9 protein-coding genes are annotated in these 12,686 nt (G+C 46.1%); 2 read left to right on the top strand and 7 right to left on the bottom strand.

Going from position 1 to position 12,686, the window contains the following annotated elements; all coding sequences use genetic code 11:
• Positions 1–32: 32 nt before the first annotated feature.
• Together glgB and malQ are read right to left on the bottom strand one after the other, a co-directional pair.
• Positions 33–2,216, bottom strand: coding sequence for a 1,4-alpha-glucan branching protein GlgB (glgB, locus tag MHM99_RS11955; protein ID WP_239219492.1), 2,184 nt, complete (start codon positions 2,214–2,216; stop codon positions 33–35).
• 159 nt (positions 2,217–2,375) lie between these two features.
• Entirely contained in the window at positions 2,376–4,574 is a 2,199-nt protein-coding gene (gene malQ / locus MHM99_RS11960) for a 4-alpha-glucanotransferase (RefSeq protein ID WP_039234854.1), read from the bottom strand.
• A 235-nt stretch (positions 4,575–4,809) separates the two neighbouring features.
• Here malQ and gap point away from each other — a divergent pair, with 235 nt between their 5' ends.
• Together gap and MHM99_RS11970 are read left to right on the top strand one after the other, a co-directional pair.
• The gene (gene gap / locus MHM99_RS11965; RefSeq protein WP_014976817.1) at positions 4,810–5,805 is read left to right on the top strand and encodes a type I glyceraldehyde-3-phosphate dehydrogenase; all 996 of its coding nucleotides are present in this window, start codon (positions 4,810–4,812) and stop codon (positions 5,803–5,805) included.
• A gap of 188 nt (positions 5,806–5,993) precedes the next feature.
• Positions 5,994–6,845 (top strand): D-hexose-6-phosphate mutarotase, encoded by an 852-nt coding sequence (locus MHM99_RS11970; RefSeq protein WP_239219494.1) that lies wholly within the window; start codon positions 5,994–5,996, stop codon positions 6,843–6,845.
• 122 nt (positions 6,846–6,967) lie between these two features.
• Here MHM99_RS11970 and MHM99_RS11975 read toward each other — a convergent pair whose 3' ends face one another.
• From MHM99_RS11975 to zwf, 5 genes are read right to left on the bottom strand one after another with little or no spacing between them, the layout of a single operon-like run.
• Positions 6,968–7,612, bottom strand: a complete 645-nt coding sequence (locus MHM99_RS11975) for a bifunctional 4-hydroxy-2-oxoglutarate aldolase/2-dehydro-3-deoxy-phosphogluconate aldolase (protein WP_014949849.1) — start codon at positions 7,610–7,612, stop codon at positions 6,968–6,970.
• A 3-nt stretch (positions 7,613–7,615) separates the two neighbouring features.
• Positions 7,616–8,569 carry a glucokinase gene (locus MHM99_RS11980; protein WP_014949850.1) on the bottom strand — a complete coding sequence of 318 codons (954 nt, stop codon included), beginning with the start codon at positions 8,567–8,569 and terminating at the stop codon, positions 7,616–7,618.
• Positions 8,569–10,395: a phosphogluconate dehydratase gene (edd, locus tag MHM99_RS11985; RefSeq protein ID WP_014949851.1), complete on the bottom strand. Its 1,827-nt coding sequence runs from the start codon at positions 10,393–10,395 to the stop codon at positions 8,569–8,571. Before edd ends, MHM99_RS11980 begins: the two co-directional genes overlap by 1 nt.
• A 9-nt stretch (positions 10,396–10,404) precedes the next feature.
• Positions 10,405–11,097: a 6-phosphogluconolactonase gene (gene pgl, locus MHM99_RS11990; RefSeq protein WP_101564973.1), complete on the bottom strand. Its 693-nt coding sequence runs from the start codon at positions 11,095–11,097 to the stop codon at positions 10,405–10,407.
• A 1-nt stretch (position 11,098) separates the two neighbouring features.
• The gene (gene zwf, locus MHM99_RS11995) at positions 11,099–12,592 is read right to left on the bottom strand and encodes a glucose-6-phosphate dehydrogenase (protein ID WP_014949853.1); all 1,494 of its coding nucleotides are present in this window, start codon (positions 12,590–12,592) and stop codon (positions 11,099–11,101) included.
• Positions 12,593–12,686: the final 94 nt, after the last annotated feature.

Below are 12,686 nucleotides of genomic sequence, written 5' to 3' on the forward strand. Positions count from 1 at the left end.
TCTCTTCACTAGGGCGTGTCGCTCTAGTCGGATTAATCCACATTGGTAACATAAAATACCGTGGCTAGCGGCGGTAACGTGATTTCTGCAGAGTGAGTACGCTCATTCCAAGGTATGGGTTGCGTATTTACAGTAGAAGCAACGTCGTAGTCACTACCCCAATATGCACCATCATCAGTGTTTAGTGCTAGCGTTAGCGTGCATGCATCCTCTACGCCTATTCTGAAGTTCTGACGTGGCACAGGCGTAAAATTAGATACCACATATACTTTTTGCTTCGCATCTTTTGACATGCGAACAAATGAAACCACGCTTTGGTCTGCATTATTGTGGTCCAGCCAAGCAAAGCCCCCTGGTTCGTGGTCTTGCTCGTAAAGCGCTGGCGTAGACGTATAGAGGTGGTTGAGCGCCTTATAAAGCGCTTGAATGCCTTTGTGTTTTTCGTAATCGAGCAAGTGCCAGTCTAAACTACTGTCATGGTTCCATTCTCGTGCCTGCGCAAGCTCGTTCCCCATAAAGTTAAGCTTCTTGCCGGGGTGACCGTACATAAAGCCCGCGTAACAACGCAGGTTAGCGGCTTGCTGCCATTCATCGCCAGGCATTTTGTGCAGCATACTGCCTTTGCCGTGTACCACTTCATCGTGCGAGATAGGCAACACAAAGTTTTCGTCAAACGCGTAAACCATGCTGAAGGTAATATCGCCATGGTGGTAATTGCGGTATGCTGGGTCTTTAGCAATGTAATGTAATGAGTCGTGCATCCACCCCATGTTCCACTTAAAGCCAAAGCCCAAACCGCCATCAAATACTGGACGAGAAACCTTAGGAAACGACGTTGATTCTTCGGCAATTGTCATGGCGTCAGGGAAGTGCTTGTACACTTCTTCATTCATCCATTTCAGTAAACTAATGGCTTCGTAATTTTCGTTACCCCCATCCACATTCGGGATCCACTCGCCGTCATTACGTGAGTAATCGAGATAAAGCATGGATGCCACTGCATCAACCCTGAGTCCATCAACGTGAAATTTGTCTAGCCAAAACAGTGCGTTTGCAACTAAAAATTGACGAACTGTGTCTTTGCCGAAATCGTAAATGCAAGAATTCCAATCCGGATGCCAACCTTTCCTCGGATCTTCATATTCATAAACACAAGAACCATCAAATCGCGCCAAGCCATGGCCGTCTTCCGGGAAATGTGCAGGTACCCAGTCGATAATTACGCCTATACCTGCTTGGTGAGCCTTATCAACAAAGTATTTAAATTCATCTGGGTCTCCAAATCTACTCGTTGGTGCGAACATTCCCACGGGCTGATAGCCCCATGACCCATCGAAAGGAAACTCGGAAATAGGCAGCAATTCAACGTGAGTGTAACCCATATCGCTGACGTAGCTTATTAAGTCATCGGCCAGCGCTTTATAAGTAAGATAGCGCGCATCAGTTTCAATACCCGGGCGCTTCCAAGAGCCAAGGTGCACCTCATAAATGCTCATTGGGCTGTTGTATTTATTCCCCTTTCGCTTTTCCATCCATGCACTATCATTCCACTCATAGTTATTGTGATTGTAAATTTTCGAAGCATGAGAAGGATACTGCTCTGCACTGAAGCCAAGTGGGTCAGCCTTGTGCGGTAGGTCGTGGCCGTGTGCATCTTTAATATGATACTTGTAGCGCTCTCCCTCTGCGAGTTCTGGCACAAACAGTACCCAGTATCCCATGGAGGTCTTTTCCATAGGATGCGTGCGCCCATCCCACTGATTGAAATCACCAATGAGCGACACCGTACTCGCATTGGGCGCGAAAACGCAGAACCTGACACCTTTTATCGCATCGCCTTGTGATGAAGTGAGTGTTAAAAGTTGCGCGCCCGCTTGCTCGTACAAGTTTGAAGGCTTGCTATCGATGTAGTGTACCGCATGATACGCCTGCTCGGAGAATTGATAAGGATCGATATAGCCCTTATCGTCATTCAAGCCTTCGGCGATAACGCGATAAACCTCACCCTGATATTCTTTAGGCAATGGTGTTTCAAAAAGACCATTTTTGGAGGTAACGGTTACATTTGCTAGCGCTGCATTCTCCCATTCAATCGTTATCTCGCTGACATTAGGACGCCAAACGCGAAGTACCAACTTCTGCTGATTTTTAACTACACCTAAATGGGAAAACGGCTGAGAACATAATACCTGTTCAAACTGCTGCGCTAATTGCATTCGCTACTCCTAGTAAAAACCCGCGTTGGCAGCGGGTTGAATTGTGAGCTTAAATGCGTTGTATACATTTAAGCTCTATCAAGTACCGTCTTGGTACTTTATCTTACTCGTTTAAGTTACCCAGGCAACCGCCTATTATCATTTCTTTGATAATGGCAATTAACCCTGACTTGCTTGCTTTCTTGCATGAGTAAGTTTAGACGCCAACTCATTTATATCATGTCTATCGAACATCGACTCGATATTCTCTGTGAGTTTTCTTCGCCAGTTTGGATACTCGTCAAAAGTACCAGGAATATTGACCGGCTTATCCATTTCTAACCAGTCTTCCAATTGCAGGCTCAATAATGCGCTCGAGCCACCTGCCATATGCACCTGCATACCGTTATTCAGTTCGCGATTCATACCCGTATGATTAACATCGCGGCCTACATTGTCGCCAATTGAACCGTGGCCGTGCAATGTATCTAAAATCGCCTGTTTGTTTTCATGACGATCCGCATAAAGCGTTTGAAGGATTTCTTCTGTTGGATAAAGCCCTATTTCTTTGCCTAGCTCTAAATCTAAACAGTGCCAGTAACCAATCAGCGTTGGCATATCGTGGGTAGTCAACGTTGACATAGACTGAACAGGGTAATGGCTAGGTGAGAAGAAACCGCCGTCTTCCGCTTGTTCGAAGAAAAATACGCGGTATGAGTACACGCCATTGTCAGCAAGCTTGCTGCGAATTTCTTCGGGTACAGTACCCAAGTCTTCACCGATAACCAGGCTCTGATTGCGGTGACTTTCTAGCGCTAGAATACCGAGTAAATCGTCTACAGGATAATAAACATAGCCGCCATCTTTAGCGTTATCGCCTTTCACAACCCACCATAAACGCAGCAACGCCATGACGTGATCGATACGCAATGAGCCTGACGACGCCATGTTAGACGCAAACAGGTCAATAATGGGCTGGTAACCCTGTTCATACAGCTTACGAGGGTCCATAGGCGGCAACCCCCAGTTCTGGCCTAGTGGGCCCAAGATATCCGGTGGAGCACCTACACTTGCGCCTGTGCAGTATAGGTCTTTGTTACCCCAAATTTCCGCACTGCCTTCACTAACGCCTACCGCCAAGTCCCGATAAAGACCAATGGTCATGCCTGCATCAGTAGCTTTGTTGCTTGCAAGCTCAAGCTGTTGGGCGGCAATCCACTGTAGGAACAAGTAAAATTTGACGTCTTGTTCGTTTGCACTCTTAAACTTAGCCACGGCTGGATTGTAATAGTCTTTGTATTCTTGTGGGAATACCGGCCATCCCCAGCTGTCTTTACCTTCAGCTTTTAGGTGCGATTGTAGGGCGTCGTACACCGCTAACATGTCTAAGCTTTCACCGCCCGCTTCTACGAAGGCTTTAAACGCCTTATTTTGCTTGGTGCTTTTACGAAGGTATTTGGCATCGTAAACATCAAATACTGCTTTAAGCGCAGCCAATTTCACATGGGCGACTGCCTCGTAGTCTACATGTTCTACGTTACGTGCATGTTCAAGCGTGGCTTTAAACTCATCACTGCTCACTACCGCTTGTACTGATGCATCGTCATAGCCGTCAATGGCAGTCACATCGATATACAAATAATTAAGCCAGCGACGTGAGCTTGGCCCATAAGGCGAGCACGCGTTGGGATTTGCGGGGTAAAGCGCATGAATAGGATTGAGTCCGATAAAGTCTGCGCCCACACCAGCGGCTTTTTCAATAAGCAGAGCTAAATCAGAAAAATCACCAATCCCCCAGTTCTTTTCACTGCGAACGCAGTAAAGTTGAACGCTTAAGCCCCATATTTTTTTGCCTTCTTTAATTTCGTTTGGCGTGTAGCACGCTTCTGGTGCCACAATTAAGCGAGAACGCGCAAACTCATCGTCATCAGCGCTTAAGGCTACATCGTGATAACCAAGGGGCAAATCCAAAGGCAGTGTTACTACGTATTCATGAAACTCTACATCGTCGATATGCGCCATCGTCGTCATTTCTTGGTCAACTGGCGTAAATTGATGAGTGAGCACGTCACCATTTTCACAGGTGACCGTGAGCGTGTGATCATCGTTCACTAACTCGATAGGCAAACGAACAGCTAGATTAATTTCTTGGGTATTGCGAACCACTTGAACAGGATTTAACGGCGACAACCATACCGACTTTATATCTTGTGTAATTTGTGACTGAATTTTTTCATCACTGCTGGTGTCATAGCCAAGTGTGTTAAGCAGTTTTGCTTTACTTGATTCTGCGATGGTTGCTGGCTTTCCCCATGCGTCGACGTATTGGGTTTCAATTCCCCGCATTTCAACCAGTTGTTGCAGAAGTTGTTGTGTCATGGTGTGTCATTCCTGTTATTCGGTAAAAGACGCAAAGCAAATTAAACATAGTGCGTCTACAAACAAATTTTTAACATTATTCTAGAAACAAGGGCTTGGCGATATCTGAATACGATTGCAATAGCACTTATTCGTAATTTTGCAACACTTTGGCTTTTTATTTTGCTAATTATGGCATTTTGATCCATACTTTACGTAATTTATTTTCATTTTATTTAAATAATCGGGGTACGTTATGACAATTCGCATCGGTATCAATGGTTTTGGCCGTATTGGACGCCTAGTAATGCGCGCAGCAGCGGAGCGCAACGACATCGAAGTTGTTGCAATAAACGACTTACTAGACACGGACTACATTGCTTATCTATTGAAATACGACTCGACTCACGGTTTATTCGACGGTGAAGTTACAGTAGATAACAATAGCCTAGTTGTAAACGGCAAAACTATCCGCATTACATCTGAAAGAGATCCAGCTGCACTTAAGTGGGATGAAGTAGACGTTGACGTGGTTGTTGAATCAACAGGTCTGTTCCTGACTAAAGAAACTGCCGCGAAGCACATCGAAGCTGGCGCGAAGAAAGTTGTTATGTCTGCACCTTCTAAAGATGACACGCCTATGTTCGTTATGGGTGTTAACCAAGAAAGCTACGCTGGCGAAACTATTGTTTCAAACGCGTCTTGCACAACTAACTGTCTTGCTCCACTTGCCAAAGTGCTTAACGATAAATTTGGTATTGTAGACGGTTTGATGACAACGGTTCACGCAACAACTGCTACACAGAAAACGGTAGACGGTCCTTCAATGAAAGACTGGCGTGGTGGTCGTGGTGCTGGTCAGAACATCATTCCATCATCAACCGGTGCAGCAAAAGCAGTAGGTAAAGTTATCCCTGAGCTTAACGGCAAGTTAACAGGTATGGCTTTCCGTGTACCTACGCCAAACGTTTCAGTAGTAGACCTTACTGTAAACCTTGCGAAGCCTGCTAGCTACGATGAAATTTGTGCAGCAATGAAAGAAGCTTCAGAAGGCGAGCTTAAAGGTATCATGGGTTACACAGAAGATGCGGTTGTGTCTAACGACTTCCTTGGCGACGCTCGCACATCGGTATTTGACGCCACTGCAGGTATCGCACTTACTGATACATTCGTTAAACTCGTTTCTTGGTACGACAACGAATGGGGCTACTCAAACAAGGTTCTAGACCTTGTGGCTCACATTTCTAAGTAATTAACGGTATTAAGCTAAAATAGTTAAACTATTCACGCTAAAGTTGAGTTAATCTAAAGGTGTAAACACGGCGTTTGCACCTTTTTTGTTTTTCGTGGTCGTAAACACGCATAATAACGATATTCCAGCGACATACGCTTTCCCGTCGCTTACCCTTTGTTGTTTTCTTATTAGTCCAAGGAGGGCTTATGCCACCTGTGAGTTCAGTTACCGTTAGTGAGTCTAATGGACTTACCTTTTTAGACGTAGATAATGCGTTTGCCTCTGCGCGTATTAGCCTATTTGGCGGTCATATCTTGTCATATGTGCCTAAAAGCGATGGCAGAGAGCGTCTTTGGGTAAGCCCCCATGCTTACTTGAACGGAGAGCGACCTATTCGCGGTGGTATTCCGGTGTGCTGGCCTTGGTTTAGCGATGATCACGGTCGAGAAAAAGGTGCCCTCCCCGCTCACGGCTTTTTGAGAACACAAGTGTGGAAGCTGATTCATTCAGAAGATAAAGAAAGCGGAACAACGATTACGCTTTCGCCAAGCTTTACCCGAGCTGAAGGGTTTGAGAACGATTGTAACGTGACCATGGTAATTACCGTTGGTGAGACGATGGACGTCGCGCTAACTACAGAAAATACGGGTGTTGTACCATTCGAATTTAACTGTGCACTACATACATATTTCCACGTTGACCACATTCAGCATACCCAAATAACTGGAATTGAAGGTCAATATAAAGACAAACTTGACGACTGGGGGCTTAAGACGACACCGAGTCCGTACACCATCACAGGCGAAACGGATCGCATTCATGTTGCGCCGATTAAAACGGCAGAAATTGAAGTCGAAGGCAACGCGTTCACGGAAGTGGTATCCGACGGCAATGACTCTTTGGTAGTGTGGAACCCGTGGTTAGGCGCAGCGTCTATTTCAGACATGGACCCATTTGGCTATAAGCATATGTTGTGCGTAGAAACATCGCTAACTCAGGGAAAGACACTGTCCCCCGGTGCTAGCCACACACTGAAACAATCTATTGTTCCGAAGTAAATTTTTTGAAGTGCAAGCGCAATTTCACTGACACTTCGGAAGGTAGACAGTCGCAGTTCACGATCAAGAGATAAAAAAAAACCTGCCAATGAGCAGGTTTTTTCATTTAAAGGTTCAGCAAATTACTGTTTAGCACCCGCAACAGCTTCTTTTGCTAGCTGCGTAATACGCGCCCAGTCACCTGATTCAATTGCGTCGTCAGGGGCAAGCCACGAACCACCTACACATTTAACGTTGTTAAGCGCTAAATAGTCATTGTAGTTGTTTGGACCAATGCCACCCGTTGGGCAAAACGTCACATCAGGGAAAGGACCACTGATTGACTTAATGGCTTTAACGCCACCTGAAGCCTCTGCTGGGAAGAATTTCATGTGGGTATAACCCGCATCTTTACCCTTCATCAAATCAGAAGTTGAAGAGATACCAGGGATAAGTGGAATTTCTGAATCCATACCCGCTTTTAGCAAATCAGCCGTCATACCTGGGCTAATTGCGAACTTAGCGCCCGCTTCAACTACCGCTTTAAGCTGTTGGGCGTTAGTCACGGTTCCAGCACCAATTAGCGAGTCAGGCACTTCTTGTGCAATTCGCTTAATCACGTCAATAGCAGCAGGGGTACGTAGCGTTACTTCTAGTACTTTAATACCACCTTCCATCAGCGCTTTTGCCAGAGGAACCGCTTTTTCTACGTCATTGATTACCAAAACAGGTACAACTGGACCGGCCGCAAAAATTTCCTCTGGAGAGTATTTCCATTTCGTTGTCATAATTTAGCTCGCTGTATTTTGATTCAGATATGCAGCCGCACCCAATAAACCATGATCAGGCTCTGCAATTAAATAGGTGGGAATGTCTTTCACGTAGTGCTTCATTTGACCTTTCGCTTCAAAACGCGCTCTAAAATCGCTATTTTGAATAAATTCAGGGAAACGGTTAGCAATACCACCACCAATGAAGATGCCGCCCGTGGTCGCCATGTTAAGTGCTAAATTACCCGCAAAGCTTCCCATAATTCGGCAGAATTGGGTAAGCGTCGCTTCAGCAATTTTACAGGTACCGTTCAGCGCAGCGTCAGTGATTTGAGCCGGCTCGGTAAATACAACTGGTGCTGATGCGTGGTTTGCTAGCGCGGTGTAAATATTATGCAGACCGCGTCCAGACATTACTTCTTCAGCAGAAGCACGTCCTAAGGTAGATTGAAGGTGACGCCATACGACAACATCGGTTTCATCTACCGGTGCAAAGTCTACATGACCACCTTCACCGTCCAGCGTCTGCCAGCCAGTTGAGGTCATTGTAATATGCTCAACACCCAATCCTGTACCAGGTCCAAAAACAGCGATATTGCCATTTTCTTTCGCAGTGCCTTCGCCAATTTGTACCACTTGCTCTTCGCCCAATACAGGCAAAGAGTGCGCTACGGCAGTGAAGTCATTGATAACGAACAACGCGTCTAGTTTAAGCTGAGAGCGAAGTGCATTTTGAGAAAATGCCCAGCTGTGATTCGTCATCTCGACTTGATCGCCCAATACTGGACATGCAATTGCAATACAACCTTGCGAAAAGCTGTATTCCGGCATGTCGCTAAAGTATTGTGCAATAGCAAGGTCTATGCTGGCGAAATCATTACACATATATTTTTTGATGTCGGCTACACCTGACTCGGTTACCCTTGCAACACGAATATTCGTACCGCCAACATCAGCCACAAACTTCTGGCTCATTATGCTTGCTCCTGCGTGTAAAACAGTGAACATGCACCCTCTTCTGCACCCGTCAGAATAGCGCGCATACCCGCAAACATTTCACGTCCCATTCCAACGTGATGCTTAGCTAAGTTCGCTGGCGCTGCTTCACGTGCAGCCAGTGTTTCATCGTCCACATGCAGTGTTAGTGCACCAGTTTGTGTGTTTAGCTCAATAATGTCGCCCTCTTGCACTTTAGCAAGTAGACCGCCTTTATAAGCTTCTGGAGTCACGTGGATAGCTGCAGGAACTTTACCTGATGCACCAGACATACGACCGTCAGTAACTAGCGCCACTTTAAAGCCGCGATCTTGAAGCACCCCAAGAGGTGGCGTTAAGCGGTGAAGTTCTGGCATACCAATCGCTGAAGGACCTTGGAAGCGAACAACTACAATGCAGTCTTTGTCTAACTTGCCAGACTTAAACGCGTCATCGAGTTCAAACTGGTCTTCAAACACAACTGCTGGTGCTTTGATATTACAGTGAGGCGTGCGAAGTGCTGAGGTTTTAATAACACCACGACCAAGATTGCCGTCAAGCACACTCAAACCACCATCTGGCTTAAACGGTGCGTCAACAGTTGCTAGCACTTCTTTATCAAGGGATTCCGTTGGGCCGTCTCGCCATTCTAATTCGCCGTCTTTAAGCACAGGCTCTTTAGTGTAGAAGTCTAAGCCTTCACCACAAATGGTCTTAACATCGTTATGTAGTAGACCCGCATCAAGCAACTGTCTAATTAGCAATGACATACCACCTGCTGCAACAAAGTGGTTAATGTCAGCTGAGCCATTCGGGTAAATGCGAGTAAGAAGAGGCACAGCATTAGAGATATCTGAGAAGTCGTCCCAATTTACGATGTAACCTGCAGCGCGTGCTACCGCAATAAGGTGCATGGTGTGGTTAGTAGAACCACCCGTAGCAAGAAGACCTACAAGGCCGTTCACAATGGCTTTTGCATCTACAATATGACCAATTGGCGTATAGTTGTCGCCAAGGTCAGTTAAGCGTGTTGCTTGAACCGCAGCCGCTTTAGTTAGCGCGTCGCGCAAAGGAGTGCCCGGATTAACAAACGACGAACCAGGAAGGTGCAAGCCCATCATTTCAACCACTAGCTGATTCGAGTTTGCCGTTCCGTAGAACGTACAGGTACCTGCAGAGTGGTAAGATTGAGATTCAGCTTCAAGCAGCGCGTCACGCCCTACTTTACCTTCGGCAAATTCTTGACGAACACGGGCTTTTTCTTTGTTTGGAAGACCCGATGGCATTGGACCTGCTGGCACAAAAACGGTTGGCAAATGACCAAACGTTAGTGCGCCCATTAGAAGCCCAGGAACGATTTTGTCGCAGATACCTAGCATCAGTGCGCTATCGAACATGTTGTGAGAAAGCGCAATGGCAGCCCCCTGAGCAATGTTATCACGGCTCATTAGGCTTAAGTCCATGCCAGACTGGCCTTGTGTAACACCATCACACATAGCAGGTACGCCACCTGCGAACTGGGCTACGCTGCCTACCTCTTTCACTGCATCCTTAATGAGCGCAGGATACGTCTCGTAAGGCTGGTGCGCTGAAAGCATATCGTTATACGCAGACACAATTGCCACGTTGGCTTTGGTCATTGAACGAAGATCTGATTTTTCGCTTGTTCCACATGCTGCAAAGCCGTGAGCAAGGTTACCGCATGACAACACACCACGGTGTGGTCCTTGACGTCGTGCACTCTCAATTTTTTCTAGATACGCCTTACGCGTTTCTTTACTACGCTCGATAATTCGTTGCGTAACTTCAGCAATTTTTGGATTCATGTTTGTCTCCTATGGCGCCCACATCAAAGTAACCGGCGCGCGATTAACTACGGCGGTGATGGGCTTTTGCGCTTCGGTGGCATTTTCAATAGCATCAAGTAAGACTTGTTTTTTCTTCTCGCCTGTTAAATGCAAAAAGATATTACGGCTATTGAGTAACGCTGGTAGCGTTAATGAAATACGTTGATGAGGTGCTGTTGTAGGTTGAACAGCGATGCAGGTTCTGCCGCTGCTCATATCTAAGCCGTCAAGTACTTGTTCAGAGCAAGGGAAAAGCGATGCAGTGTGACCATCTTCCCCCATGCCAAGAATCAATGCATCAAAAGGTTGTGACATGCTAGCCAGATTTGACTCTGCGGCATTTACGCCTTCGTTTGCATCATTAGCATCGCTTTTCAATTCGATAAAACGAGCTGCTGCGGCTTTATTTTGAATTAGATTATTTTTGACTAGGCTGGTGTTGCTGGCCTCGTGGCCCTCTTCAACCCAGCGCTCGTCGGCAAGGGTGACATCAACCTTATCCCACTCAAGTTCGGTTTCACTTAGTTGTTTAAAAAGCGCCAGCGGTGTACGACCACCACTAACGACAAGCGAAGCTCGACCGCGAGTTTTAATACCTGTTTTTAAAATGCTGACTAAGTCTTGCGCAAATGCATCAGTCAGCGCATCAGGTGTTTCAAATGATAGAGTTGTTAACGCCATATTACTTTTTCTTCCCTGTTTTGCTTTCGTACCAGCTGCGATTTTCGCGAGCAAGAAGACCTATAGAGTCTACCGGCCCCCACGTACCTGCTTGATACGGTTCTGGCGGCTCGCTCGATTGCTTCCACGCTTCAAGAATTGAGTCTACCCACGTCCAAGCTTGCTCAATTTCGTCACGACGAACGAATAGCGCCTGATTACCCAACATAACTTCAAGAAGGAGTTTTTCGTATGCGTCAGGAATACGCTCATCGGCAAACGCTTCAGAGAAACTTAGGTTTAGCTTAGATTTTTGTAGATCCATAGAGCCTGAGCTGGTTAAGCCAGGTACTTTATTCATAACGGTGATTTCTACACCTTCGTCCGGCTGTAGACGAATAACGAGCTTATTGGGTGGGAGATTCTTGAAGCTGTCACCGAACAAGTTGTGTGGCTGACGCTTGAAGTAAATAACAACTTCACTCACCTTAGTTGGCATGCGCTTACCTGTGCGTAGGTAGAACGGCACACCAGCCCAACGCCAGTTGTCAATTTCCGCTTTAATAGCAACAAAGGTTTCGGTTTTACTTTGCGTATTAGCACCTTCTTCTTCAAGGTACCCAGGCACTTCTTCGCCCTTCACGAAACCAGAGGTATACTGACCGCGTACTGTGCTGTCATTAATATTAAACGAGTTAATCGGACGAAGCGCTTTAAGCACTTTCAATTTTTCGTCACGAATGCTGTCAGCGTCGAGCGTTGTCGGAGGCTCCATCGCTACCAAGCTTAGAATTTGTAGCAAGTGGTTTTGCACCATATCTCGCATTTGACCCGCGTCGTCAAAGTAACCCCAACGCCCTTCAATACCCACTGACTCTGCAACTGAGATTTGAACATGGTCAATGCAGTTGTGGTCCCAGTTAGTAGCAAAAATAGAATTGGCAAAACGCAGTGATACTAGGTTTAGTACTGTCTCTTTACCAAGGTAATGGTCAATGCGGTAAATTTGCTTTTCGTCGAAGTATTCTGCAACTTGCTCATTGATCACTTTAGACGATGCCAAATCGTGACCAATTGGCTTTTCTAGCACAACGCGAACGCTTGAGTCGATAATTTTGCAGCTATGCAGGCCACGACAGATATCACCGTATATCGCCGGTGGCGTCGCTAAATAACACACCATGGTGCGGCTTGGGTCAACGTGGTCGTCTAATACGCAATAGCTTTCAACGTCCTTCATGTCTACACATGCATAGTGCAAACGCGCTTTCATTTTTTCCCAAGTGGCTTCACACAAGTTCTTCTCGCCAAACTTGATTAGGTTGGCATGAACTTCTTCAATATAGGCATCCAGCTCCATTTCTTGACGCGCAACACCCACAATAGTGGTGTCTGGGTGCATCAAGTTTGCTTTTTCAAGCTGATATAAAGAAGGCAACAACTTGCGTCGTGAAAGATCTCCCAGTGTACCGAAAAGTACAAAATCACAGGGTTCGTAGGAATTATCCAATACCATATTCGTCGACCTTTTAAATGTATGTGTCCGCGGCGTATTGTACAGTTATTTACAACACTAACGACTATTTTTACCGTATAGTTAACACCAAATG

Origin of the sequence: Alteromonas sp. MmMcT2-2 (assembly GCF_022348305.1) — a bacterium.
Taxonomy (GTDB): domain Bacteria; phylum Pseudomonadota; class Gammaproteobacteria; order Enterobacterales; family Alteromonadaceae; genus Alteromonas; species Alteromonas macleodii.